23 protein-coding genes and 1 pseudogene are annotated in these 25286 nt (G+C 73.2%); 9 read left to right on the plus strand and 15 right to left on the minus strand.

Translation table 11 applies throughout. The features are described 5' to 3' along the window. Nucleotides 1-48: 48 nt before the first annotated feature. A pseudogene (locus ACZ60X_RS07685) lies at nt 49-767 on the minus strand (family 43 glycosylhydrolase); the annotation flags it as partial. 499 nt (nt 768-1266) lie between these two features. Between ACZ60X_RS07685 and ACZ60X_RS07690 the strand changes: the two are divergent. From ACZ60X_RS07690 to ACZ60X_RS07700, 3 genes are all read left to right on the plus strand, one after another. Then, complete coding sequence (locus ACZ60X_RS07690) at nt 1267-1530, plus strand: hypothetical protein (protein ID WP_469594632.1); 264 nt, start codon at nt 1267-1269, stop codon at nt 1528-1530. A 199-nt stretch (nt 1531-1729) separates the two neighbouring features. Then, nucleotides 1730-2392 (plus strand): peptidylprolyl isomerase, encoded by a 663-nt coding sequence (locus ACZ60X_RS07695; protein ID WP_469594635.1) that lies wholly within the window; start codon nt 1730-1732, stop codon nt 2390-2392. Nucleotides 2393-2818: 426 nt separating this feature from the next. Beyond that, nucleotides 2819-2962, plus strand: coding sequence for a hypothetical protein (locus ACZ60X_RS07700; protein WP_469594638.1), 144 nt, complete (start codon nt 2819-2821; stop codon nt 2960-2962). Between the two features lie 88 nt (nt 2963-3050). On the opposite strand, the gene ACZ60X_RS07705 is transcribed toward ACZ60X_RS07700, so the two are convergent. The 3 genes from ACZ60X_RS07705 to ACZ60X_RS07715 form a co-directional block, all read right to left on the minus strand. Next, nucleotides 3051-3563, minus strand: coding sequence for a peptidase inhibitor family I36 protein (locus ACZ60X_RS07705; RefSeq protein WP_469594640.1), 513 nt, complete (start codon nt 3561-3563; stop codon nt 3051-3053). 500 nt (nt 3564-4063) lie between these two features. Beyond that, complete coding sequence (locus ACZ60X_RS07710) at nt 4064-4591, minus strand: DinB family protein (protein WP_469594643.1); 528 nt, start codon at nt 4589-4591, stop codon at nt 4064-4066. A gap of 42 nt (nt 4592-4633) precedes the next feature. After that, a complete protein-coding gene (locus ACZ60X_RS07715; RefSeq protein ID WP_469596019.1) occupies nt 4634-4822 on the minus strand; it encodes a hypothetical protein in 189 nt (62 codons plus the stop codon). Nucleotides 4823-4838: 16 nt separating this feature from the next. On the opposite strand from ACZ60X_RS07715, the gene ACZ60X_RS07720 reads away from it, so the two are divergent. Then, on the plus strand, nt 4839-4961 hold the full coding sequence (locus ACZ60X_RS07720; RefSeq protein ID WP_469594645.1) for a hypothetical protein: 123 nt from the start codon (nt 4839-4841) through the stop codon (nt 4959-4961). A gap of 837 nt (nt 4962-5798) precedes the next feature. Here ACZ60X_RS07720 and ACZ60X_RS07725 read toward each other — a convergent pair. Together ACZ60X_RS07725 and ACZ60X_RS07730 are read right to left on the minus strand one after the other, a co-directional pair. Continuing rightward, nucleotides 5799-6353, minus strand: coding sequence for a hypothetical protein (locus ACZ60X_RS07725; RefSeq protein ID WP_469594648.1), 555 nt, complete (start codon nt 6351-6353; stop codon nt 5799-5801). Between the two features lie 153 nt (nt 6354-6506). Then, nucleotides 6507-6680: a hypothetical protein gene (locus ACZ60X_RS07730; RefSeq protein WP_469594650.1), complete on the minus strand. Its 174-nt coding sequence runs from the start codon at nt 6678-6680 to the stop codon at nt 6507-6509. 780 nt (nt 6681-7460) lie between these two features. Here ACZ60X_RS07730 and ACZ60X_RS07735 point away from each other — a divergent pair. The 3 genes from ACZ60X_RS07735 (at nt 7461) to ACZ60X_RS07745 (ending at nt 11260) form a co-directional block, all read left to right on the plus strand. Beyond that, entirely contained in the window at nt 7461-8117 is a 657-nt protein-coding gene (locus ACZ60X_RS07735; protein WP_469594653.1) for a maltokinase N-terminal cap-like domain-containing protein, read from the plus strand. A gap of 237 nt (nt 8118-8354) precedes the next feature. Next, on the plus strand, nt 8355-10226 hold the full coding sequence (locus ACZ60X_RS07740; protein ID WP_469594656.1) for a M1 family metallopeptidase: 1872 nt from the start codon (nt 8355-8357) through the stop codon (nt 10224-10226). 134 nt (nt 10227-10360) lie between these two features. After that, the gene (locus ACZ60X_RS07745) at nt 10361-11260 is read left to right on the plus strand and encodes a lysozyme (protein ID WP_469594659.1); all 900 of its coding nucleotides are present in this window, start codon (nt 10361-10363) and stop codon (nt 11258-11260) included. An 83-nt stretch (nt 11261-11343) separates the two neighbouring features. On the opposite strand, the gene ACZ60X_RS07750 is transcribed toward ACZ60X_RS07745, so the two are convergent. Together ACZ60X_RS07750 and ACZ60X_RS07755 are read right to left on the minus strand one after the other, a co-directional pair. Next, the gene (locus ACZ60X_RS07750; RefSeq protein WP_469594661.1) at nt 11344-11679 is read right to left on the minus strand and encodes a hypothetical protein; all 336 of its coding nucleotides are present in this window, start codon (nt 11677-11679) and stop codon (nt 11344-11346) included. A gap of 125 nt (nt 11680-11804) precedes the next feature. Next, nucleotides 11805-12407, minus strand: a complete 603-nt coding sequence (locus ACZ60X_RS07755; RefSeq protein ID WP_469594664.1) for a cytochrome P450 — start codon at nt 12405-12407, stop codon at nt 11805-11807. Here ACZ60X_RS07755 and ACZ60X_RS07760 point away from each other — a divergent pair. Further along, nucleotides 12379-12573, plus strand: coding sequence for a hypothetical protein (locus tag ACZ60X_RS07760; RefSeq protein ID WP_469594666.1), 195 nt, complete (start codon nt 12379-12381; stop codon nt 12571-12573). The genes ACZ60X_RS07755 and ACZ60X_RS07760 overlap by 29 nt on opposite strands. Nucleotides 12574-12609: 36 nt before the next feature. Here the strand turns inward: ACZ60X_RS07760 and ACZ60X_RS07765 are convergent, their stop codons facing one another. Further along, nucleotides 12610-13770 carry an FAD-dependent monooxygenase gene (locus ACZ60X_RS07765; protein ID WP_469594669.1) on the minus strand — a complete coding sequence of 387 codons (1161 nt, stop codon included), beginning with the start codon at nt 13768-13770 and terminating at the stop codon, nt 12610-12612. 125 nt (nt 13771-13895) lie between these two features. Between ACZ60X_RS07765 and ACZ60X_RS07770 the strand changes: the two genes are divergently transcribed. Continuing rightward, nucleotides 13896-14453 carry a TetR/AcrR family transcriptional regulator gene (locus ACZ60X_RS07770; protein ID WP_469594671.1) on the plus strand — a complete coding sequence of 186 codons (558 nt, stop codon included), beginning with the start codon at nt 13896-13898 and terminating at the stop codon, nt 14451-14453. Between the two features lie 324 nt (nt 14454-14777). Here ACZ60X_RS07770 and ACZ60X_RS07775 read toward each other — a convergent pair whose 3' ends face one another. The 6 genes from ACZ60X_RS07775 to ACZ60X_RS07800 all read right to left on the minus strand — a co-directional run bounded on the left by ACZ60X_RS07775 (nt 14778) and on the right by ACZ60X_RS07800 (nt 25021). Continuing rightward, nucleotides 14778-15962, minus strand: coding sequence for an AI-2E family transporter (locus ACZ60X_RS07775; protein WP_469595949.1), 1185 nt, complete (start codon nt 15960-15962; stop codon nt 14778-14780). Nucleotides 15963-16067: 105 nt separating this feature from the next. Further along, complete coding sequence (locus ACZ60X_RS07780) at nt 16068-16763, minus strand: nitroreductase (protein ID WP_469594674.1); 696 nt, start codon at nt 16761-16763, stop codon at nt 16068-16070. Nucleotides 16764-16849: 86 nt separating this feature from the next. Beyond that, entirely contained in the window at nt 16850-18985 is a 2136-nt protein-coding gene (locus ACZ60X_RS07785) for a bifunctional serine/threonine-protein kinase/ABC transporter substrate-binding protein (RefSeq protein WP_469594677.1), read from the minus strand. Between the two features lie 2 nt (nt 18986-18987). Continuing rightward, complete coding sequence (locus ACZ60X_RS07790) at nt 18988-21111, minus strand: bifunctional serine/threonine-protein kinase/ABC transporter substrate-binding protein (RefSeq protein ID WP_469594681.1); 2124 nt, start codon at nt 21109-21111, stop codon at nt 18988-18990. Then, the gene (locus ACZ60X_RS07795; RefSeq protein WP_469594684.1) at nt 21108-21947 is read right to left on the minus strand and encodes a hypothetical protein; all 840 of its coding nucleotides are present in this window, start codon (nt 21945-21947) and stop codon (nt 21108-21110) included. The genes ACZ60X_RS07790 and ACZ60X_RS07795 overlap by 4 nt, the downstream gene beginning before the upstream one ends. Nucleotides 21948-22150: 203 nt before the next feature. Beyond that, nucleotides 22151-25021: an ATP-binding protein gene (locus tag ACZ60X_RS07800; RefSeq protein ID WP_469594686.1), complete on the minus strand. Its 2871-nt coding sequence runs from the start codon at nt 25019-25021 to the stop codon at nt 22151-22153. Between the last annotated feature and the right edge of the window lie 265 nt (nt 25022-25286).

Raw genomic sequence — 25286 nt, forward strand, 5'->3', positions numbered from 1 at the left:
CAGGCCGACTTGCCCGGCGTGCCCGGCATCCGTCTTCCTGACGTGGGGGAGCTGCGGGCCCGCGGCGTACTCGGCACCGGCCCGGCACCGGCCCCCCGGCACCGCGGCGACGTCCGAGGCCTTGAACAGGAAGACCGGATCTCCGACGGTCCCGGACAGGGCCGGGGCCAGCCGGATCGCCTCCATGGTGCCGTCGATGGTCTGCAGCCACTCGTGTGCGTACACCATCCAGGGCTGCCCGGACGGGGCGACGTGGAGCGTCCCGTCGAGGGTCATCAGGTTCTCGGGGGGGTGGGGCGTGCGGGGTCGATGGCAGTGAAGGGGCCCGGTAGCGAGTCGGACACGGCGGTGATCGTGCCGCGCAGGTAGTTCGCGAGCTGGAACGGTGTGCCCCATTGGTTGGCGGGTGGCACAGGAAGGGTCTTGTCCTGGTTGTGGAGCGTGGTGAACAGGTAGTACCTGCCGCCCAGTTCGTGGACTTCCGGTGCCCATCCGCCGTCGGTCGCCCAGATCCCGCTTTGCTCGGCGGCGAGGAAGACGACCACGGGGCGCAGCCAGTCGCGCAGGTCGTGGCTGCGGCAGACCATCGTGCCGGTGCCGTCCACGCCCGATACCGAGGGGTCGTTGGAGGCGTAGAGGTGGTACGTGCGGGTCACCTTGTCGGCGGCGATGAATGGATCGTGCAACGGCATGTCGGGAAGCCGCATCAGCTCGGTCTCAGTCACCGTCGAAGAGTACGGGGCACTTGTCCGGGCGGGGCGCAGCATCAGTTCTCGTTCGGCCGGGGCGCGCCGCCGTGGGTGTCGGTCGGTGGTGCGGTCTGCTCCGCGCGCCGCACCACCTTGCCGTGTCTCCGTCCGGCCGTTGCGCGCCCGCCCGGGCCGAGCGCCGCGCGCGCTCACGCCCTGGGGATGTGGCCGGCGGTCCCGGTGCGCTTCGCGTCCTGTTGCCTCGCTGCGCGCTGCCGTATCCCTTGCCTGCGGATGCCGCGCGCCACAGGGGCCCCGACACGCCCCGTGACGTGCGGACCCAAGGGCCGGCCCAAGGGCAGCGGGGACATGGTGCCGTGCGACGAGATCCCCGCCGCGCAGGCCGCCACTCGCCTCGGCTACCCGACCGCGGTGCAGCGCACCGCCCTTGCCGGCGCCGCCACGGAGCCGCGCGCCCGCCAGGTCCAGCCGTACCTGCAGCGCGTCGCCGACGTCCTGGTCGGCCGCAGGCCTGGCCGAAGCGCAGGAGGTCCGGGTACAGCGCCTGGAGGGCGATGTGCTCGCCGCGGCCGTGGCGCTGAGCGGATCCGGCGCGCCCGCTCTCGTAGGGGACGAGCGCTACGGCTGGCGCACCGCCGTCAGCAGGCGTCACCCGATCGGCAAGGACACTGGCACCCCGCTGGAGGGCGACGGCATCCGCTACCTCAGCGAGCACCAGCAGCCCGAACCCTCCGAGCTGCTGGCCGCTTTCGCCGACCACCGGCACGGCACCAGGCGCCCCAGGACCGTCCCCCCGGCCGGAGGTACTCTGCGGGGCTGAACCCGCCGACCGTTCCGGGCCCGGCCCTCCACCCGCGACCTGCGCTGCGAGCTGTTTCACGCGCTTGGCTTGCAGTGGCGCCGCCCGCCCGCCCAAGTCGACGGTGCCCGGAGCAGGGGGTTTCACCCGGACGGCGGAGCGGGCAGGATGAGGCGTCCATGACATACCGGTACGGCGCTGATCCGAAGGGAACCGTCTCGTGCTCCGTAAGCCAAGCGCGCTGCTCGCCGCCTCCGCCCTGCTCCTCCTCGGCACCGCGACGCAGGCCGCAGCCGACAATCCCCCCCCTGCCGCGCCGTCGGCCGCCTGCACCTACACGCCGGCCGTTCCCGCAGACAACTTCAAGGGGATACCGGTCTTCGACCCGGTGAAGGCCGCCAAGCCGTACAGCGCGACGCTGCGCACCGGCCAGGGCGCGATCACCTTCCGAGCACTGACCGACAAAGCTCCCTGCACCACGTACTCCTTCAAGTTCCTCGCCCAGCGCCACTACTTCGACCGCTCACACTGCCACCGGCTCACCACCGCACGCATCTACGTGCTCCAGTGCGGCGACCCGACCGGAACCGGGAGCGGCGGGCCCGGCTACTCCTTCCCCGACGAGAACTTGGCCGGGGCGGCCTATCCCGCCGGGACGGTGGCGATGGCCAACGCGGGGCCCAACACCAACGGAAGCCAGTTCTTCTTCGTCTGGAAGGACACCGAACTCCCTGCCGCCTACACGCCGTTCGGCAAAGTCACCGCGGGCCTCGACGTGCTCCGGAAGATCGCGGTGGGCGGCGAGGACGACCAGAACGGGCCGGGTGACGGCTTCCCGATGCTGCCGGTGAACATCAAGCGCGTACAAATCAAGAGCAGGTAGTACGGTCCTGCCCCGGGCCCGGTCCTTGCCGGAGCCTTCGTCCGTCCCGGTCATGGCCGGCGTCGAGGACATGTGTCCCGACGGTGGGTGGTCCAGGCTCGACAGACGGAGACCAGCCGGCGTCCGGCGGCCCATGAGGGAATCGACGCCCTGCGGCAGAAGCACACCCCACCGTCCATCCCGAGCACCTGGGCCAGATGCTCGGGATGGACTTGAGGCCTGTCCCAGCTGCGTGGCCCCGAGGGTTCTTGGCGAGCGGGGCGCTGCACTTCCGTGACCGGGGAACCATGCCCCACTCGTCTGCTGATCGGTTGGGGGGCGCTGCCGCCGAGCGACTGAATCCGCGGGCTGAGCGGCGTGTCCGGGTCAGCAGCGGCGGTCGGCCCGGATGAGGGTGGTGAGTGCTGTCACCGTCGAGGAGGAATCTTGAAGCGTCGTGTCGTCGCCGCCCTGGCCGTTGCCCTCGCCGGGTTGCTGCTGTGTGTGTCACCGGCCGCGGCGCGGGGCGGCCATGGCGACGTCGGCAGCGACGACTGGAACGTCCCGCTCACCAACATCGGACTGCTGTAGCGCGCAGTCCCGAGCGTGTAAGGCCCTGCACCAGCGCCGGAAGGTGCGGGGCCTCACCGCTGCCGGTCGCGGGGCGGCCGGCAGCGCCCTAGCAGGGCCTCACAGACCACACGTAGTACCAGTCTCCATTGCTGTCGGAGCTGTATGCGCCCGGGGTGGTGTAGAGCAGGTCACCGCGCTTGCCGTACATGCGCGCCTGGCGGCCCTTGGTCTGGTTGTTCACCCATGATCCGCCGCGTCCGAAGTTCATTGGGTAGGACCCGCAGTCGTACCACTGGTCTTCGCTCCCCGCGAAGTCTGCCTGGCTGTAGGCGCAGAACCACCCGTTGTAGAGACCGGGGTCGCCCGGACAGTGGTCGTAGACGTACGCGGTGCCGTGGCTGTGGACGAAGTCGCGGGGATGCTTCTCACCGGGAATGGCTACGAACGTCTTCCCGCCCCTGTAGTCGATCTCGTCCAGGCTGACCTGTGTGCCGCCTGTCCGCTTCAACTGTATGTCCACTTCCGCTTGCAGCGCGGCGCGCTGGGAGTGGGTCAGGTGAGCCGCGACGGCCTGATCGGTGAAGCTCTGGTTCGCCTGGCCGGCTTCAGCCGTCCCCACGTTGGCTCCCGCCAGGAGCAGCCCGCCGACTACCGCTGCGGCGAAGCCACCGAGGCGGCCTCCGGCCGTGCGCTGGCCGCCTTCAGCGCCAGGGGACGGCCCTGCCCGGCCGAGTCGAACCGGGGGACGGCGGCATCACGGCTCGGCCGGGCACTCGCTTCGTCGGCGGGCATCGCTCAGGCGCGCCCACCTTCTTCTTCACCCAGGGTGGCTCCTGCCTCGGCTGCCCCCTGACGCAGCCAGATGGGTGCCGCATCAACCGGGGACCGGCCCGCACTCTGGCCGCCACACGGAGCCTTGGTGCCGAGAACTCCCCCTGAGCGGGCAGGAGCGCCACGAACTGGTTCCAGAGGGGCTCGAGCAGGCAAGATGGCAGTGCGGGCACGGATGTCCTTCGCGATCACCGAGCGTGGAGGACTCCATGATCGCGCGGGCCCGTGGCCACTCGGAGCCCCGCCACCTCCGGGGCACCTGCTGCCCGGTCGGCCTGAGAAGGAAGCTCAGTCGCCCGTCGCCCCGTCGGTCCGCTCCCGAAGGAAGTCGGCGTGGCCGTTGTGGCGGGCGTACTCCTGGATCATCAACACGTAGACCCAGCGCAGGCTCAGGGAAACTCCGCGAGAGGACATGAAAGTCTCGTCGAGGTCGTGCCCGGCCACCGCCGCGTCGCACGCGTTGACCTCGGCCTGAAAAAATCCGAAGTCTCTCTCCGCATCGGCTGCGTGCACTCCGTCGAGTCCCTCATTGCCATCTGACGGGCCAGTGAAGACATCGCCGATGTCCTCACCCGCAAAGCTTCGTCGGAACCACCATCGCTCGACCTCCGCCATGTGCCGAACCAAGCCAAGGAGAGTGAGGTTCGACGGCTCTACGGTCGTCCGCGCCAATTGGGCCGGCTCAAGCCCGGCGCACTTGGCCAGCAACGTTTCCCGGTGCCAGCCCAGCCAACCCTCCAACATCTGACGCTCAGTTACGGTACCCAGGTCGCCTAGCTGCCTGCTGCGCTCGACCGGTGGTGCTGTCCATGCCATGGGATACACCCTGCACTGCCTCCGGGAGAGATCAAACACGCACTATGGCAGTGCGGCCGAGTTGTCCTTTGCGTCGACGAAGACGAGTCCGCCGCCCGCATGCGCCCAGCCCATCGCCTGCGCCAGGGCGCGTTCGGTCTTGCCGCCTCCGGCCTTGCCGACCCCTACCTCGAACAGGGTGTCTTCGGCGTAACGGACTGCACGCCCGAAGGCGAGCTGATCCTCGTCCACCACACACGAGCACCTGATGCTCCGCAGCCCATGCCCCGCCTCCCTCGGCGACCTCGGCCAAGTAGGGGAGGACGCCCTGCACTCCTCTGCCAAGGAACGCGGTGCTCTCAAGAAGACGTCGGCGCTTCTGTTCACCTAGGCCTGCCCGTCGGAACCGGTCCGCCAACCCTCGTTGGGGTGGTTTGCAATCGGCTCTTCGCTGCCATGTCGCGCCGACCGGAAGGATTGGCTTGTCGTCGCCGGGAGGGATATTCCGTCCGGCGGAATCAAGGGAAGGAAGACGTGTGGAAACGAAGTGGTCTGCCGCTCCGTGGGGCATGGGGCTGGCCCTGGCGACCGTCATGGCATGCGCGGCGGCGCCGGCGGCTGCTGACAGCCCCGCATCGCCCCTGCCGGCCAGCCGCACGGTGCTCACCAACGCGGACAACGGCCGGTCCGTGACTGCGCACGCGGGCGACGACATCGAAGTCCGCCTTACCGGCTCCCGCGTGGACGGGCTCACCTGCGTCTGGAGTGTCCCGCAGTCCAGCGCCCCCTCGGTGCTCCGACGGACCGCCAGCTCTACGACACCTACCGGCGCTGCAACAGCGGTCTTCCACGCCGAGAGTACCGGGACGGTCACAGTCAGCGCGACGCGAAGCTGCCGACCCGATCCGGGGCGTGTCTGTCCCACGGTTGTGGTGCCTTGGAAGGTCACAGCGAGTGTGATGTGAGTCGTCGGCCCCCCCCCACCCGTCGGAGACGGCACAGTCCGCTGATCCGCGCGGCGAAGAACACCCTTGGTCGCGGTCGCCGTCAGCACCGCGATCGCGCGGGCCACGGTCAGCACACCAAGGGTCAGCGCCGCCGGAAGCCAGTCCGGGCTGGTGCCGAGCACGCCGATGCCCACCATCACGAGGGGGGAGTGCGGCTGTGCGAGCGAGCGGCCGCGCCACGTGCGGGGGCCGGGCCACGTTCTTCCGGGGCCCGGGCGCCGTCAGCGGCTCTTGAACCGGCGTAGCCCGACCCGCCGGGACAGCCAGACGAGCAGCTCGAAGAGCACCACTACCACGGGCAGTCCCCAGGCGGCGATGTCGAGCCCGTTGTAGTCCGTCTCGGCCAGCTGCGGCGCCGTCCAGCCGTGGGGGTCGACGAGCACGTCCTCGGTCTGCCCGACTTCCATCGGCCCGTCGCAGGAGTCGTTGCCCAGCTCGGCGTGCTTGAGTGGTTTGCCGTCCACCCGCGCCAGAAGGCAGGTGTATTCCGGTCCGTGCTTGCCCTGGTACGTCTTCACCGAGGTGACCCGCACCTCCACCCGCTGCCCTTGGTGCGCCACCACCTCGGCCTGCAGCACCGGCCCCGGTCCGGAGAGCGCGGCGATCCCCACGATCACCCCGCCGACGATCAACCACCCGTTCGGCGCTGCGATGATCATCAGCGTGAGAGTCGCGATCAGCGCGAAGGTCCCGAGTACCAGTCCTAGCCCGCTCCAGTCCGGATCGGCGGTCAGCAGCGACAGCCCGACGATCATCGGCGGACCGAAGAACGCCACGGTGGTGAGGCGACGGACCAGCCGGGACGAGGTGGCGGTGGCTATTCGAGGCACGGCGTCAGTGTGACGAACGGGGTCGTCAGGCTGATGAGCGGGGTCCGTTACTGCACGTCGTCGGCTTGGTTCTTCAGTCCGCCGGGACCTGTCTTGGAGTCACTTTCCTTCAGTGACTTCGATCCCGAAGAAGCTGCGGCCGAGCGGGAAAGCCTTCTTGTGGGCGGCAGCTTCGACGAACTTGTCGAAGCCGGTGAGCTTCGTGTCGTCGCCGGCCGGGATCGGCTTCGGGGAGGGGAACGGCCTGGGGGCCTGTTGCGCGTGGCGGGGCAACCGCGCCGGCTGGGTGTGGGGTGTGCGTGGGGTCTGTCGGCCCGGTGCCGGAGGAGTGCCGGGTGCTGGTCGCGCGTCGTGAGCTGGGAACGCCTCTTCCTAGACGTTCAGACGGCTGAGTTGATGAGCTGTGGAGCACCGGTCACCGCCCGCGCTGGAGTCCTTGTTGAGGAGCGGCCGTCGCGTAGCCCTTCGGCGAGCCCTGAGACTCATGCCCCGGCCTGGGCGGTCTGGATCGAGGGTGCGCAGCCCGGGGCAGACGATGTGGAGTGGCAGCTCCATCCGCAACCCGTGCCAGGAGCGGCCGGATCGTGCACGGGGAAACCTCGGTGTTCGACACGTCAGGCGAGTTCGGCGAGGTCACCTCGCGTGTTTCGCTGCGCGACCACCGCCTGCGGATGCGGATGGTCGCCTCCCTGCGGAGCCAGTACCCGAAGACCCATGTCCCTCTGCACGCCGGCGAGTTGTTGCCCAGGTGGCCGCCGACGACACCTGGTGTCCCGCAGCGACATCGGCAGGACCGGCCCGGCGCGCACCGCCGCCGGCGCGAGGCGGCTGCCCGCGGGCCGTGCCACCTCGTACGAGTACGCCGCGCAGACCTACGAGCTCGCCGCCCCGGGCTACGGTGCCGACTGCCCGAAGTTCCGCCCACGCCTGACGGCACCGCCCCGGCCGGTGTGGCCAGTTGGCCCGACAGCGGCCGGTGCGGGCGGGTGGCCGGCGGGAAGGGTGTGCGAAGCTGCGGGGACAGCGACTCGCGACGTCAGGAGGGGGGCCGTCATGGCCATCATCCACCACACCACCCTCAAGCCCACCAAGCTGGAGCTGCTCACCGGGTGGCTGCCCTCCCGCCCCTGGTACCGCGGCGGCCCCGGTGCCCCGGTACTGACCAAGTCCGGCGGCTTCCGGCTGGACGACCCCGCGGGCGAGGTCGGGATGGAGTTCATGGTGGCCACGGACACCTCCACCCCCGAACCGACGGCCTATATCGTCCCGTTGACGTACCGCGGCGCACCGCTGGCCGGTGCGGAGCACGCGCTCGTCGGCACGATGGAGCACGGCGTGCTGGGCAAGCGCTGGGCCTACGACGGCTGCCACGACCCGGTGCTGGTCGCCGAGTCGCTCGCCCTGTTCGAGGGGCGGGCCCAGGCGCAGGCCCAGAGCATCGATGACACCCCGGACCACGAGGTGGTCCGCTCCTACACCGGTGGCCCCCTCGCGCCGGACGCCTTCACGCCCGAGCCCGCCGACGACGCTGAGGGCACCCGCATCGCGGTGCCGCACGGCATGGTCCTGCGGGTGCACCGAGCCCCGACCCCTGTCCCCGGGAAGTCGCCGGCCCGTCCCGAGGGAGCGCTGGGCCATGTGGCCCGCGGCTGGCAGGCGCCGGACGGCACGCAACTGGCGGCGCTCTTCATGACGCTGCGCCCGGCCTGATCCGCCACGTCTCCACGTCTCCACGGCACCCGACCCGATCGCGCTCTCCGCAGCTTCTGGCATGACCCGGTCAAATCTGACACTCTTTCCGCAGTCCGGGCCCCGGTCCCGAGGGCACGGCGCACCTCTCGGTGCAGCGAAAGCGCAAGCCCCGTCCGCGGCCGCGCCGGCGCCCACCCCAGCCGGCCGGCCGTCACCGAGCAGGCCGGGATGCCGGCCGCCGCAAAGGAGTAGCGTGTGAGACCGACCCCCCACAACGCCCTCGGCGCCGGTGCGCTCACCGTCGCCGCGCTGGCCGCCCTCGTCCTCCCGGCGAGCCCCGCCGCCGCCCGGCCGGCCGCCCACGAGGCCGCGCCCCGCACGGCCGCCGCCTGCGCCGCGGCGCAGGTCGTCAGGGACGGCGGCTTCGAGAACGGCGCCTCGTCCTGGACCGCCTCCTCGTCCTCTCTGCTCACCCACCGCGCCGGACAGAGTGCCCACGGCGGCAGCTCCTACGCCTTGCTGGGCGGCACCGGCGGCACCCATACCGACACCCTGAGTCAGCGGGTCACCATCCCGGCCGGATGCGCCACGGCGACCCTCACGTTCTGGCTGCACATCGACACCGCCGAGACGACGACCTCCACCGCGTACGACAGGCTCACCGCCGCGATCGACGGCAGGACGCTCGCCGCGTACTCGAACCTCGACAGGAACACCGGGTACGTCAAGAAGGCCCTCGACGTGTCGGCCTACGCCGGACGGACCGTCGACCTCGCCTTCACCGGAACCGAGGACGCCGGCCTGCGGACCAGCTTCGTCCTCGACGACATCGCGCTCGACACCTCCGGCGGCGCGGCCGCGCCGGGCGATGCCACCCGCACCCCGGCCGCGCCCTCGTACACCGTGAACATCAGCAGCGACACGACCGGCACCGAGTGGACCGGGCACGAGAGCGTGACCTTCACGAACGCCTCGGCCACCGAGCTGAACGAGGTCTACCTGCGGCTGTGGGACAACTACCACGGCACCTGTGACGCCATGCCCGTCCGCGTCACGCACGTCACCGGCGGCACGGCGGGAACGCCCACCGTGGACTGCACGGCGCTGAAGGTCGACCTGCCCGCCCCGCTCGCAAGGGGGCAGAGCGCCACCGTCGGCTTCGACCTCGGCATCAGAGTGCCGAGCGGCGCCGACCGCTTCGGACACGACGGCGCCTACAGCTTCCTCGGCAACGCCCTGCCGGTCCTCGCCGTGCGCGACGGCTCCGGCTGGCACCTGGACCCCTACACGAACAACGGCGAGTCGTTCTACTCCCTGGCCGCCGACTTCACGGTGACCCTGGACCACCCCAGCGGCCTGCTGGTCCCGGCCACCGGCACCTCCACCGACGCCCCCGGCGCCGGCGGCCGTACGGTGACGACGGCGAAGGCGTCCAAGGTGCGCGACTTCGCGTGGGCCGCCGGGCCCTTCAGCAGGATCTCCGGCACCTCGTCCGCCGGTGTCGCGGTGAACGTCTACTCCGTCTCGGGGATCAGCTCCGCCGACGCCCAATCGATGCTCGACACCGCCAAGAGCGCCGTCGACGCACACGCGGGCCGGTTCGGGGCCTATCCCTACGGTGAGCTGGACGCCGTCCTCGACAACCACTACTGGTTCGGCGGCATGGAGTACCCCGGATTCGTCCTGGACCTGGTCAGCGGCACCGCCCTCACCCATGAGATCGGCCACCAGTGGTGGTACGGCGTCGTCGGCGACGACGAGTACAACAGCCCCTGGCTGGACGAGGCGTTCACCGACTACGCCACCGACCTCGCCCTGGGCAAGACGGGCGTCAACTGCTGGAACAACGTCTCCTGGGCCTCGGCCGACGAGAAGATCACCGACTCCATGGCCTACTGGGACGCACACGCCTCGCGCTACTCCACCGTCGTCTACGGCTACGGCAAGTGCGCCCTGCACGACCTGCGCCGCGTCCTCGGCGACAGTGCCATGGCCAGGCTGCTGAAGGACTACGCGGCCGCACACTGGTACGGCGTGTCGACCACGGCCGAGTTCAAGGCGGCCGCCCAGGCGGCCACCAGCACCGACCTCACGTCCTTCTGGACCCGGCACCGCATCGACGGCTGACGGGACCCGACCCGCCGTCGATCCGCCGTCGGCCCGGCGGCGGCCGGCCGGTCGGGGGAGCTGCCCCGGGTGGCTGCCGCGACCGGCCCGCGCGCGGCCGGGGGGCCACCCGTACGGACCAAGGCAGGCCCGGGATGGCCGCGTTGGGGGGTGTCCGGAGTGCGTTGCGGCCCGAACGCCGGTCAGATGGGAGGGTGCGAAACTCCCCGACCTTTCAGCGCGGCAGATTCCGTCCGGCTCTCACGGGCGCCCTGACCGGCCTCCTGCTCACCGTGTCCGTACCGGCGGCCCTGGCCGAGTCGGTCCCCTCCGTGCCCCCGCGCGGCACCGCGTACATGGGCATGGGCGTCCTCGCCCACGACGGCAGCCATGCCGACGCGGACGACACCACCACCGTGTCCCGTGTGAGCCAGACCGAGGGGGTGGACGTCTCCAGCCACCAGGGCGCGGTCGACTGGCGCGGGCTGTGGGCCGGCGGTCACAAGTGGGCGTACACGAAGGCCACCGAGGGGACGAGCTACCGCAACCCCTACTTCACCCAGCAGTACAACGGCCCGTACAGCGTCGGCATGGTCCGGGGCGCGTATCACTTCGCCACCCCGGACAGCTCCGGCGGCGCCGCTCAGGCCGACTACTTCCTGAAACACGGCGGCGGCTGGTCCAAAGACGCCAAGACCCTGCCCGGCGCGCTCGACCTGGAGTGGAACCCGTACGGCGACGACTGCTACGGCAAGTCCCGCAACGGGATGGTCCGCTGGATCCGTGACTTCCTGAACCGCTACAAGGCCCGTACCGGCCGCTACGCCGTCATCTACACGGCGACCAACTGGTGGGCGCAGTGCACCGGCAACTACGCCGGCTTCGCCGCGAACCACCCCCTGTGGATCGCCCGCTACGGTTCGAGCGCCGGGCCCCTGCCGTCCGGCTGGTCGACGTACACCATGTGGCAGTACACCTCCATCGGGAAGACGGTCGGGGACCACGACCGGTTCAACGGCTCGCGCGACCGGCTGCGGGCCCTCGCGACGGGCTGAGCGCGCCCGGGCCGCGCGGCGGTTGCCGTGGCAGGGCGAGCCGGACTCGTCCCTGCCGCGACGGGCGTCGGGGGAACCCGGGGTCAGGAGAAGACGACCGAGCGGAGCTTGAGGCGGTCGCCGAGGACCTTGCCCGGGTCCATGACGTAGTAGGTGTCGCCCTCGCAGTCCGGGTCGAGAAAGACGAGGGCCGTGGCGTCCGTCCTGTTCCTCGGCGCGAAGCCGGGCTCCCCGGCCGTCCCGGGAAGGTTGAGGCACTCCTGGCCGGGCGGGTGCTCCAGCGTGGCCACGTGGCGGGCGCCGTCCAGGCCGGTGTACATGTACTGGAAGGTTCCGGTCGCCGCGGAGGCCGACGTCGGCAGGGTCACGACCAGGGCCACAGAGCCGACGGCGGAGGCGAGAGCGGTACGCAGGCGCATGCGCGTGGTCCTTTCGGGGTGATGACAACGTGGTCGTCACTGCCCCCCGAGGTGCCCGGTATGCGCCGCTCATCCTGATGAGGGAATTCGGCGGTACCGGATCTGGCCCGGCCGGCCCGGAGCGCTCACCAGCGTACTGGCAGCGCCTCCAGCGGGCTCGTCAACAGGCCGTCCACCGTGCGCAGTTCCGTCGGGTCGACCGCGAGTTCGAGGGTGGGGAGCCCGGCGGAGCAGGGCCTCCAGGGCCGTCTGCATCTCGGTGCGGGCAGAGCCTGGCCGAGGCGGGAGTGCGGACCGGCGCCGAAGGTCAGGTGGGGGTTCGGGCTGCGGGTGACGTCGAGTTCGGCGGTGCGCTCGAAGGTGCCCTCGGCGCGGTTGGCGGCCTGCATGCTGCACACCACGGTGGTGCCGCGCAGGACCCCGGTGCCGCCCAGTTCCACGTTCTCGTGCGCGTAGCGGATCATGCCGAAGCCGTTGCTCGGGTCGAACCGCAGGGCTTCCTCGACGGCCTGGCGGACGAGCGTGCGGTCGTCGAGCAGGCGCCGCCAGCGGCGCCGGTCGGACAGCAGGTGGGCCGTCATCGTCGCGATGAATCCGGTGGTGGTCTCATGACCGGCCAGCAGCAGCGCCTGACCGGTCGCGGTCAGCGCCTCGTCGGACAGCGGCCTGCCCTCGGTGTCGGTGGCCGAGGCGAGCAGGGTGAGCAGGTCCTCCTCGCCCTCGGTCACCGTCCTGCGGGTCGCCGCCGGGGACGAAACCGCGCGCGTGCGGATGACGCTGATCACCATCGACGGCGGGCGCACCTCCTTCCTCCTCGGACTGACCACCGGCGCGGTGGACCCTCCCGTCACCGCGGACATCGACCGGGTCGTCGCCGCCGCGACCGTGGTCTGAGTCGGCCGTGCCCGGTGAGCGGTGCCGGCGGCACCCTCAGGGCCCGAGGCTCGGCGGTGTCCAGTCGGCGTGGCGCAGGATCGCCCGCATCGTCGCGCCGGACGGGGCGAGCCGGAGCGCGGTGTTGCGCAGAGCGACGGCGAGCGGTTGCGCGAGTCGCTGTCCCATGCGGCCCGCCTGGCGGGCGGCCCGGGCCACCGCCTGGGCGCGGGGACGGCGCTCCGCGTCGTAACGGGCCAGAGCCGGGCCGACGGACGGCTCGCCGGCGAGCGCGGCGGCCAGTGCGGCGGCGTCCTCCAGGGCCTGGCAGGCACCCTGGCCCAGATTCGGCGTCATGGCGTGCGCCGCGTCCCCGAGCAGTGCCACCCGGCCGGCGACGAACGACGGCAAGGGCGTGACCAGTTCGTGGATGTCGTGGTGGAGCACGGCCTGCGGCCGGGTCGCCGCGAGCAGGGCCGGGATCGGATCGTGCCAGGCGCCGAAGCGGCCGCGCAGCATGCCGAGCGGGTCGGCATGGCGGACGGCGGGCGGCGCGGTGAGCACCGCGTGCCACTCGGCCCGGCCGTCGGCGAAGCCGATGTGCCCGAACTCGGCTCCCTCGCCCCACGTCAGCTCGAAGTCCGTGTCGAGGTCCAGAGGGCGGTCGGTGATGGCCCGCAGGACCGTCGAACCGGCGTAGACCGGGCCGGGATGGTCCGGGAACAGCAGCCCGCGCAGCCGGCTGCCGACCCCGTCGGCCGCGACGACCAGGTCCGCCTCCCACACCTCGTCCGCGACGGCCACACGGGCCCGGTCCGGGGCCGCGTCGGCCGGCGCCGAGGCGGCGACGCCGGTGCGCAGGCAGCCGGCGGGCAGGGCGGCGCGCAGCAGCCGGTGCAGCTCGGCGCGCCGGATGCCCACGATCGGGGTGCCCAGGACGCGTTCGAGCGCGGCACCGTCCATCCGGGCCAGCCAGCGACCCGCGGGGGTCCGGGTGCCCCCGGTGTACTGGGGACGGGCCGCTGCGCGCACCGCCGTACCGACGCCGAGGGCGTCCAGCGCGCGCAGCCCGTTGGCGTGCAGCGAGATGCCCGCGCCGGCGTCCGCGAGGGTGCCGGACCGCTCCGCCACCCGTACCTCCCAGCCGATCCGGCGCAACCCGATGGCCGCGGCCAGCCCGCCGATGCCGCCTCCGACCACCACTGCCGTACCGCCCATGCCGGACCCCTTTCGGCCTCGCGTGGTGCACGCGTCGTGCGCTTGCCGCCACGCTTTTCTACAGGTGTAGAAGACCCTACCGCCGCCCCTCTACAGCTGTAGAAGCGGGGGTGTAGAAAGAGGGGATGAGCACAGACCGACGCATCCTCCTCGCGGACACGGCCATCGCGGTGCTCGCCGACACCGGCATGCGGGGGCTGACGCATCGCGCCGTGGACCGCGCGGCGGGCCTTCCGCCCGGCACCACGTCCGCCTACTTCCGCACCCGCCAGGCCCTGCTCACCGCCCTGGTGCGGCGGCTGGTCGCGCTCGACCAGGCCGAGCTGGCGCACGCGGGAGCCGAAGTGGCGGCGGTGCGCACGGCGGCCGAACTGGCCGAGGGCATCGCCGCGTTGGTTGCGGCGCGGCTGGTGGGGGAGGGGCGCAGGCGCTCGCTCGCGCGCTACGCGTGCGCCGTCGAGAGCGTGCACCACCCCGAACTGCGCGAGATCCTGGTGCCGCGCGAGAACCGGGGGCGGCGGATCGTGTGCGACTTCCTCGCCGCGCAGGGGGTGGCCGACGCGGAGGCGCGGACGGTGACGCTGCTGACCTGCGTGGACGGGCTGGTGTTCGACCGGCTGGTGAACGGCGGCGGTGTCGACGAGGAGGAGATCCGCGGACTCGTGGCCGCTGCGCTGCGCTGATCCGGGGGCGGCAGCACGACGGCGGCGCCGCCTCCGTGGGACGAGGAGACGGCGCCGCGCTTCTTCACGCGCCTCGCGGCGTCAGACCAGCCACCCGACGAAGTGGGCGAGGCCCGCGAGGATGTCGGTGAGAAGGTTCATGGTCGTGCTGCTCCTTGCGGTGTTCCGTGAGTGGGACCTGTGCGTCGGACACGGTCTGCAGCCCCTCACTCGCACAGCGTGAGTATGGTCGTCCCGCTGGTGCCCCAGCGGCCTCCTGAACGACGATCACCTGTTCCAGGGAACAACTGATCCCTTGTTCGGATCACCGGTAACGGCCGTTCCTCACAGGCGTGTCGGGCCCGGCGGCGGCACCGCCCGCAGTGCGCGCAGCACCGCCCAGACCACGGAGACCAGCGGAACGGCGACGACGGCCCCGATCACCCCCGCCACGATGCTGCCCGCGATGACCGACACGGCGACGACCAGCGGATGCAACCGGACCGCCCAGCTCATCACCAGCGGGTGCAGCACGTGCCCCTCCAGCTGGCCGATCACCACGATCAGTACCAGCACGGCCGCGGCGGTCAGCGGCCCCCGCCCGGCCAGCGCGACGACCGTGGCGACGGCGAGCGCCACCGGCGAGCCCACCAGCGGCACGAACGCGGCGAAGAACTCCAGCAGGGCGAGCGGCAGCGCCAGCGGCACCCGCAGGGCGAGCAGGGCGATCCCGACGAGCACGGCGTTGGTGGCGGCCACGATGATGATGCCGCGGGTGTAGCCCGCGAAGGCGTGCCAGGCCGCGCGCCCCGCCCGGTCCCAGGCCTGGCGGGCCTCGCTCGGCAGCAACTCCTCACGCATCCAGCTCCACAGGCGCTCGCCGGAGTGGATGAAGAACACCGAGGCGAACAGCGCGAGCGCGCCCCCGGTGACCACCTCGACCGCCCGGCTCAGCCCGCTCAGGGCGTTGCTGAACAGACTCGACCGGTGCGTGGAGACGTAGTGCGTCACCTGGTTCTGCAACTCGGTGAACGTGCCGGGGCTCAGCCGGAACGGCGGCCGCTCCAGCCACTGCTCGATGCGGTGCACACCGCCCCGGAACTCCCCCGCCAGCCGGCCCGACTCACCCGCGACCGCGTTGCCCACCAGGGCGAGCAGCGCCAGCAACAGCAGCATGCTGCCCACCAGCGCGACGGCGACGCACAGCGGCCGGGGCAGCACCTTGGCGAGCAGGTCCGTCAGCGGACGCAGCACGGAGGTCACGATCAGCGCGAGGAACAGGGCGACCGCGATGAGCTGGAAGCTGCCCAGGAGGCCGAAGACGCCGTAGACGACGATGCCGACGACGATGAGCCGCCAGGCGTAGGCCGCCGCGACCCGCAGCCACGGCACCGTCCGCTCGGCCACGGACGCACGCCGCGGCCGCGCGGAGGCCGGCAGCCGCACGGAATACCCCGGCCGGCTGCCCGGCACACCCCTCGCCCGCCGCCGTCCGCCCCGCCCCGCCGCCCGTCGACGCGCATCGCCCACCACCGCTTACGGCTCCTCTCCGTCACCCCTGCTGACGGTCGGTCACATTGAGAGAACCGTAAGCGCGCGGGCGGGAGGGGGCCCGCCCAACGCGCCCGCGCGTCGTCAGGAGCCCGTACGGCGGCCCTCCGGGGCGGGGCCGTCGTCGCTGTCACCCTCGCCGTCGCCCAGGAAGGTCACCGCCTCCGCGAGCGGCGCCCGGCCGGTGCGGACGCAGGGCGCCGACGGATCCGCGAAGCCGATCGACAGGCCCGTGAACAGGACCGGATCCGCCGGGGGCGACACGACCTCGGCGACCGTCCGGTGGTACACCGACCACGCCGTCTGCGCACAGCTGTGCAGTCCCTCGGCGCGCAGCGACAGCATCACCGTCTGCAGGTACATCCCGAGATCGGCCCACTGGGCCGCGCCCATGTCGCGGTCGATGTAGCACAGCAGCAGGCAGGGGGCGCCGAAACAGCGCCAGTTCGCGGCGACGGCCGCCCGGCGGGCCGCGGTGTCCCCGCGCCGGATCCCGAGCGCCCCGAACCGCTGGGCGGCCGCCGCCGACCGGCGCTCCCGGTAGGGCGAGCCCAGATCGGGCGGATACATGCGGTACTGCCGCTCGTCCCCAAGGTCACCGGCCGCCGCACGCTCGGCGGCGCGTTTCTTCAGCTCGGCCAGCGGGGCGCCGGTGAGGACGTAGACGCGCCACGGCTGGAGATTGCCGCCCGAGGGCGAGCGGGCGGCGGCGCGCAGGACGCGTTCCAGCGCCGCGCGGGGGACCGGCTCACCCGTGAACGCCCGCACCCTCGTACACATCCACCTGTCCGACCTCCCGGCCCGTGCGCTCTCCGTCTCCCGCCGTACTGACGGACGCCGGGCGACGGATGTGACCGGACAACGTCTCAGACGGACTTGACCTGCTGGTACTGCCCGAGGAAGACCGGCTTGCCCTGGCGGACCCGCCACAGGAACAGGCCCGGGGCCAGCTGGACCGCGCCGGCGTTGGCCGGGTCGAAGACGAAGGTGCGGGTCACGCCCCGGTACGACAGCGCTCGCAGCCGGTGGGTCACGGTCCCGGGGTCCACCCGGCCCGTCCCGGCGGCCGCGACGGCGGTGGCGGCCATCCCCGCGGCGTCGTAGCCCTCGGCGGCGCCCACCGGGACACCGCGGGCCCCGTACCGCTTCTCGTAGGCCCGGACGAACGCGGTCGCGGAGTCCAGGCGTGCCGGGTCCACGAAGGTGGCCGCGAAGACCCAGCCCTCGGCCGCCGTGCCCGCCGCGGTCAGGAACGCGGGGTCGAGGGCCGGTTCCGTCGCCGCGGCCGTGCCCGTGAAGCCGGCGGCCCGCAGCGCCCGGGCGCAGGCGGCGGCCCGCTGGGGTGAGCGTCCGCAGTAGACGACGGCCTGGGCGCGCGCCGCCATCGCGGTGGCGACGGCCGGGCCGAAGTCGTCGCTGCCGGCGGCGACCGTGGCGGTGACGACCGTGCCGTGCGCCGGTGCGCTCTTGGCGAGGGACACGGACAGCAGCCAGCTGTAGTAGCGCGCCGCCTCGTCGTCGATCAGCGCCCAGCGGACGGTGGGGCGGAGGGCGGTGAGCAGGCGGGCGAGCGGAACGCCGATCGCCGTGTCCGGCGGACGGAGCTGGAACACGGCGGGCTCGGTGTCCGACTTCGTGCTGTACAGGTCGTCCGAGCCGGCCCACGCGGTCAGCAGCGGCAGGTGCGCGTGGTTGTAGATGTCCTCCACGGCCAGCGCCGTGGTGTCCGAGGTCGGGCCGATCACCGCGGACGCCCGGCCGTCGGCGACCACTTTCCGGGCGGCCGTCCGCGCCCGGTCGGCCTCGCCCCGGTCGTCGTACGCCTCGACAGCGAGGTCGAACGGCCGGTCCGTGCGCGCGTTGTGCTGCGCCGCGGCGAGCCGTACGCCCCGCTCGACCGCCGCGCCGAGCGCCTTGCCCGGACCGGTCAGGTCCGCGTGGACGGCGATCGTGCGGGTGGCTACCGCGGCGGGCGCGGCGGAGCCCCGGCCGGCGAGCCAGGCCGCGGTGGCCCCGCCCGCCGCCAGTGCTCCCGCCGAGGTGCCCAGCAGCAGGAACCGGCGTCTCGTCGGCGCCGGCGGCCGGTCCACACGTGTGGGCGGCTCGGCTCGTTCGGGTTCGGGGAGTTCCAGGACCTGCGCCGAGCGTTCGGCGATGAGCGCGGGCAGGCCGGGTGGCAGCCAGTCGTCGGTGCCGAAGTGGCCGAGCTCTGCCCGGAGTTCGGCCACCGTGGGGCGGGCGGCCGGCGACTTCGCCAGGCACCGGGCGAGCAGCGCGCGCAGGGAGTCGTCCGGCACGGCCGTGAGGTCGGGCTGCTCGTGGATGGTGCGGAAGATCACCGCCGCCGCCATGCCCGTGCCGAACGGCGGCCGGCCCGCGACCGCGTACGCCAGCAGGCAGCCCAGCGAGAACACGTCGCTCGGCGGCCCCACCTCGCCGCCCCGGGCCCGCGCCTGCTCGGGCGACAGGTAGCCGGGCGTGCCGACCACGACGTCGGTCTCGGTCAGCGCGGTCGCGCCACCCGCGCGGGCGATGCCGAAGTCGATCAGACGTGGCCCGTCGAGCGCGAGCAGGACGTTGCCGGGCTTGATGTCACGGTGCACGAGCCCCACCGCGTGGACGGCGGCGAGCGCCTCCGTCAGCCGGGCCCCGAGTGCCCGCACGGTGGCCGGGGGCAGCGGGCCGTGCCCGGCGACGATCTCGGCGAGCGAGGGGCCGGGCACGAACGCGGTGGCGAGCCAGGGTGCGGCGGCCTCCGGGTCGGCGGCCAGCACCGGTGTGGTCCAGCGGCCGTCGACCCGCGCCGCCGCCCCCGCCTCCCGCCGGAACCGGGCGCGGAAGGAGGGATCGGCGGCGTGCTCCGCCCGGATCACCTTGACGGCGGCCAGGGCGCCGCCCTCGGAGCGGGCGAGATAGACCACGCCCATGCCGCCGGCCCCGATCCGGGCGAACAGCCGGTAGGGACCGATGGACTCGGGGTCGGTGGTGAGGAGCGGACGCACCGTCACTTCCTCCGGGGCAGGGGGGCCTTGTCCGGGGCCGGCCCGACGTAGCGGAAGGTGCCGCCGCTCACCTGGTGGACGAAGCTGGCCGGTGCGGCGAGTTGCATCGGCTGCCGGGCGAAGGTGAACTTCCGGGTGATCCCCTGGTACTTGGTGGCCCACAGGGGTGCGATCAGGTCCTTGCGCGCCGGTCGCCGGCCCCCCGCCGCCGTGAGCTGGTGCAGCAGCAGGTTCGCCGCGTCGTAGCCCTCGGCCGCCCAGAATCCGGGCGCGTGCCCGTACCGGGCGCGGAACGCGGCGGCGAAGGAGCCGACCTGGGCCGCGCCGGGACCGATCGCGCTGGCGAGGACGCTCCAGCCGGCGGCCGCGGGCTCGGCGGCGAAGCGCGGATCCAGGGCCGGCTCGGCCGCGTACCTGGGGCCCGTGAAGCCGGACAGGCCCCGGGCGGCGCGCAGCGCGCCGTCGAGCGGACCGGCGTACACGAAGGCCTGGATGCCGGCCGAGCGCATCTCGTCGAGCACCGGCTTCAGGTCGGTCGTACCGGCGGGCACGACCCGGGGGTGCGTGTCGCGCCGGTACGCGCGGACGATGAAGTTCGCCATCTGGACGGTCATCCAGGACACGTCACCGCCGCTGCGGTCCAGCAGCAGCCCGACGGGGGCGGCGAAGCTGGTGGCCGCCCACTGGAACACCAGCTTCATCGCGACCGTGTTGTGCAGCGGGCGGCCGCGCAGGAAGGAGCGGACGTTCTGGTACAGGTTCTGCCCGGCGGACATGCTCAGCAGGGGCAGCAGGGCGGCGTCGTACACCGGCAGCGCGGCCTTCGTCGTGACGTCCGTGCTCGACCCGATGACGGCCAGCACGTCCCTGTCGTCGGCCAGTTGCTGTGCTGCCGTCGGGGCGGAGTCGGCGCTGCCGCGGTCGTCGGCGGTGCGCAGCTCCACCGTGAACGGCTTGTCGCGGCGGGCGTTGAACTGCTCCACGGCGAGCCGCGCGCCCTGCTCCTGCGCCTGCCCGGTCGCCTTGCCCGGGCCGCTGAGATCGGCCTGTACGCCGATCGCCCAGCCGGGCGCGGACGGCTTGCCCGCACCGCTGTGGCCGCCGCGCAGCGCGGCCCAGGCCGCCGCGCCCCCGCCGACGGCCAGCACGGCCGCCCCGGCCGACGCGGCCGTGAGGAAACCCCGGCGGGAGGGGGCCCGGGTGGTCGGCGGCTCGGCGAGGGTGGCCTCGGTCCCGGGCAGGGCGAGCATCCGCGCCGACCGCTCCGCGATCATGCGGACCACGTCGGCCGGCAGCCAGTCCGCCGTGCCGGAGGGCACGTCCTCGACCAGCGCGGCGTCCAACTCGGCGGGCGCCGGCCGGGCTTCTGGGTCCTTCGCGAGGCAGCGGGCGAGCACGCCCGCCAACTCCTCCTGCACGCCGTCGAGATCGGGCTCGTCGTGCACGGTCCGGTACAGCAGGGCTTCGGTCGCGCCCGTGCCGAACGGCGGCCGGCCCGTCACCGCGTACGCCAGCACGCAGCCCAGCGAGAACACATCGCTCGCCGGGGACAACACGCCGCCGCCAAAGGCCTGCTCGGGGGAGAGGAAGCCCGGGCTGCCGACCACCAGGTCGGCGGAGGTGAGCGCGGTCTCGTGCGGGGAGCGGGCGATGCCGAAGTCGATGAGGCGCGGTCCGTCGGCGGCCAGCAGGATGTTGCCCGGCTTCACGTCCCGGTGGACCAGGCCCGCCTCGTGCACCGCGGCCAGCGCTCGCGCCAGCATCTTGCCGAGGACCCGGACGGCCCGCGGCGGCAGCGGTCCGTGCTCGCGCACGGCGTCGGCGAGGTCGGGGCCCGGCTCGAACGCCGTGGCCAGCCAGGGCTGTTCGGCCTCGGTGTCCGCCCCGGTCACCTTCACCACCCACGGGCTGGTCACCCGCTGGGCGGCCCGCACCTCACGGCGGAAGCGGGCGCGGAACTCCTCGTCGTGCGCGAACTGGGCCTGGATCACCTTGACGGCGGCGAGCGCCCCGGACTCGGTGCGGCCGAGATAGACGACCCCCATGCCGCCCTCGCCGAGCCGGGCGAGCAGCCGGTGGCCGCCGACGAAGGACGGGTCGGACGGACGCAGCGAACGGTCGGTCACTTCTTCGCCCCCAGCAGCGCGCGCACCTTGGTCTGCATGTCCGCGGCGGCTCGCGCCTGCATGACCAGCAGATCCTCCTGAGTGAAGCCCTTGCCACCCTCGACGGCGACGGCGACCGTCACCGGACCGAGCCGCACCTGGTCCCAGAAATAGGGCAAGGGGTCCTTGCCCAGGCCGGGGTTGTCGTAATGGCCCATCTCCTCCAGCACGTCGTCGGCGGATGTGTTGCCGTTGGCGTCGTAACCGGTGCCCATGGAGTTCAGCCCGGTGATCCGCTCGGTAGCCCGCAGTTGCTGGTCGGGGCAGCGCAGCGCCTCCTCCAGGGTCTCGGCGATCTCCTGGTCGGCCTGCGCCGCGGTGCGGTGGATGGTCACGGTGGCCGCGGTGTGCACCTCGCCCTTGCCGCCGGCGGCCGGGAGTCTGCTGTAGCGGGTGAGGCTGCCCAGCACGTCGTCGGGCAGCGACTGCTGCTGCCACACGCAGTCGGTGCCGAGCACCGGCCAGTCGGCGGGGTCGCTCTCGTACGGGCTGCGGCGGACGTAACCGGGCCCGTAGGTCTCCGGTCCAGCGGTCACCGTGCGCAGCAACTCCAGTGCCGCGGCACGGGACTTGGGCATCTTCGCCGGGTCGGGCGTGAAGCGCGGGGCGGGCGTGGCCGTGGCCGGCGCCGCGGTCGTGCGGCCGCCGCTCGCCGTACCCCGTGCGGACGGGCTCGCCGTACCCGACGATCCGCCGCTCGCGCCGCCCGAGTCCGAACAGCCCGCGAGCAGCAGCCCGCAGACGGCCAGCGCGGCCCCCGCGCGCCCGCCGTGCCTTCGCGTCCCTGCGTTTCCCACCGTTCTCCGTTCCCTTCCGCTCCGCCGCACACCCCCGGGCCCCGCCGTACCCCGCGGGGCCCTCGGAGACGAGAAGCGGGACCACCTCGGTTCCCGTCGCGGACCCAGGGGGAATCTCGCAGATCACAGCGGGCTCCTACGTCCGTGTGACCACGTAACTTCCTACGTATCCGGGCGTGAGGGGCGGGGCGGAGGCGGGGGCCTCACTCCGTGGGCCGCAGACCCCGGTACGGCGTGTGCGGCCCCGACGCCTCGTCGGACCGGGGCATGAGTGCGGCCAGCGCCGTACGGGACGACACGCCGGTCTTGCGGTAGATGCGCGAGAGGTGGGTCTCCACCGTGCGCGTGCTGAGCACCAGCTTGGCCGCGATGTCCTTGCCGGTCAGGCCCTCGGCGACCAGCGTGGCGATCTCCCGCTCGCGCGCGGTGAGCCCGGCGAGCGGCGTTCGCGGCGGCTCCGGCGCGCCGAGCACGGCGTCCCGGGTGGCGTCGGCGAGTCCCACCAGCGCGGCCGCCCCGCCGTCGGCCGCGAGGCGCCGGCCGCGCCGCCACACCTGCCCGGCCCGGGCGGCATGCGCCGGTGAGGCCGCCATCAGCGGGGCGCCGAGCAGCAGGCAGTACGCCTCCCAGAACCGGGCCCCCGACCGCTCGCACTCGGCGGCGGCCTCCGTCAGCAGCGCGGCCGCGTCCCCGATCCGGCCCTCGGCGACGGCGAGTTGGGCGGAGATGCGCAAGGCCAGCGCCCGTTGCAGCGGCAGGTCCAGCCGCGCGGCGACCGCACGGGCCCGCTCCTCGTGCGCGCGGGCCCCCGGCAGGTCCCCGACACCGAGACAGGCCCGGACCAGGATCTCCAGGAACAGCGGATGCCGCGACGGCGGAAAGCGCTCCAGACCGGGGCCGCCCGCCCGCAGCACCGTCTCCCGCGCACCCTCCGGATCCCCGCTGAGGAACGCCGTGTAGCCGAGGACGCTCCACGCGGTCGACGCCCACCAGTCGACACCCGGCCCCGACACGGCCACCGCCTCCCGGGCCGCGGCCACCGGAGCGGGGTCACCGGGCGGGCAGGCGGCGGTCAGCACCTGCGCCTTGAGCGCCATCACGAACGACAGCGCCTCGTCACTGCCCAGCCCGCGCGCCACCTCCTCGGCCTCGGCCACCTGTTCCAGCGCCGTGCGCAGCTCACCGGTCTGGTTGCCGATGTGCGCCTTCGCCAGGAGCAGGTACGGCAGTTGGGCCACCTGGCCGGTGTGCCGCGCCACCGCGAGGCCCCGATCGGCGTGCCGGCCCGCGTCGGCGAAGGACTCCAGCAGTGTCTCCGCCCAGGCCAGCCGGGCGAGCGGCTCGCACAGCCCGGTCAGGTCGTCGTCGGGCAGGGCGTCCACCAGGGCGGCGGCCCGGCGGGCGTCCCGGCGCGCCGCCGCCATGTCCCCCTCGTACGCCTCGCCCAGCGCGGACACCGCGAGCACGCCCGCCTCCGCCACCTCGTCGCCCAGCGACCGGGCCTCCGCCAGGGCCCGTGCGACGGTCGCCCTGACCTCCGCGTAGGCGGCCGCGCGGGACGCCGACGAGCCCAGCTCCCGGCCCAGCGCCACCACGTCGGCCGGTGCCGGGCCGGGCCGCCGGTCCAGCTCGCGGCGCAGCAGTGCCACCGCCTCCGCGTACCGGCCCAGGTGCCGCTCCATGTCCGCGCAGCTGACCACGGCCGGCACCCGCACCGGGCCGTCGTCCGGCCCCTGGGCCAGGGCGATCACCTCGTGCAGCAGGTCCCGGCTCTCGCGCAGCCGCCCGGCGGCGCCCAGCGCCCGGGCCCGCTCCAGCATCCAGCCCCGGCGCCGGGCGGTGTGCTCGGCGGTGTGCGGCAGATGGCGCAGGGCCGCCTCCCACCAGTGCGCGCTGCTCGCCGGCGCCGTGTGCGCGGTCTGCCGGGCGGCGCGCACCAGCACGCCCGCCGCGTCCGGGTCCCAGCCGGTCAGCGCGCGCTCCACGTGGTGCGCCTGCTCGGCTGCGGGCGCCCCGGCCCGGCCGAGTTCGGCGGCGGCCCGGCGGTGGACGGCGGAGCGCCGCCAGGGCTCCATGCCGTCGTGGACGAGCGAGCGCAGCACCGGATGGCGCAGGGCCAGCCGGTCGCCGGTGCCCGTGCGCAGCAGATCGCGCCGCGCCAACACGCCGAGGTCGTCCAGCAGTTCGCTCTCCGGCCGGCCGCCGACCGCGCGCACCAGGGCCGGGGAGGCCTGGTCGCCGAGGACCGCGACCGTCTGCAGGACGCGCAGTTGCTCCTCGGTCAGCGGGCTGAGTTCCTCCAGCAGCAGCGACGTCAACCCCTCCGCGGGCAGGGCCCGCCCGGTGCCGGCCGTGCGATGGGCGTGCAACAGGGCCAGCAGGTACAGCGGGTTGCCCTCGCTCGCCGTGTGCAGCCGGTCCAGCACGTCGGGCGGCAGGTCGGGGGCGAGGCGTTCGGCGCACTCCTGCCGGGGCAGCGGTCCCAGAGCGAGGCGCAGCACGGTGTCCGCCTCGACGCCCCGGGTCAGCGAGGCGGCGAGCGGTGCCGGACTCTGCCGGGCCCGGCGGGCGACCAGGACGACGACGGGACCGGGCACCGGATGCCGTACGAGATGGTCCAGCAGTTCCCGGGACGCCGGGTCCGCCCAGTGCAGGTCGTCCAGGGCCAGCAGCAGCCCGGGACCGCTGACATGGGCCAGCAGCGCGGCCGTCGCCCGGTGCAGCCGGAACCGGTCCACGCCGCCGCGGGTACAGCCGTGGAGGACGGCGGCGGTGTCGGCGACCGCGGCGAAGCTCTCCGGCGCACGCGGGTCGAGGTCGGCGAAGGCGTCCGTGAACGGCTGGAAGGGCAGGTGCCGTTCGTACTCCGTGGCCCGGCCGCGCAGCACCGTGAACCCCCGCTGCCGCGCCCGCCGGCACACCTCGCCGAGCAGCCGGCTCTTGCCGATCCCCGCCTCGCCGGTGATGTCCACGACCGACGGCGTGCCGCGCTCGCCGCCGCCCGCGAGCACCGCCTCCAGCCGCGCGAGTTCGGCGGCCCGGCCGACCAACGGGGCTCCCCGCCCAGCGTCCACACGTCCCCCCTCGGCACGTCCGTTCAGCTACGCGGCCAGAATTTCACATGCTTGGCGCGAGATGCGTTCGAAACATTCGAAGTGCGGACAGGTGACTTCGGGCAGGTTGCAAACCCAACTGTTTCTCGCCTCAGAGGAATCACTTGTCTATGCGCCTCCACCAGGGCAGAGAGCCGAGACCGTTCATGAACCCGGAGACGAATGTTTCGAAATAATCACCGAAACTGTTGACAGGTGACATGGTCAGGCCAACACTCCCAGCACG

Source organism: Streptomyces sp. NPDC104106 (genome assembly GCF_055584345.1).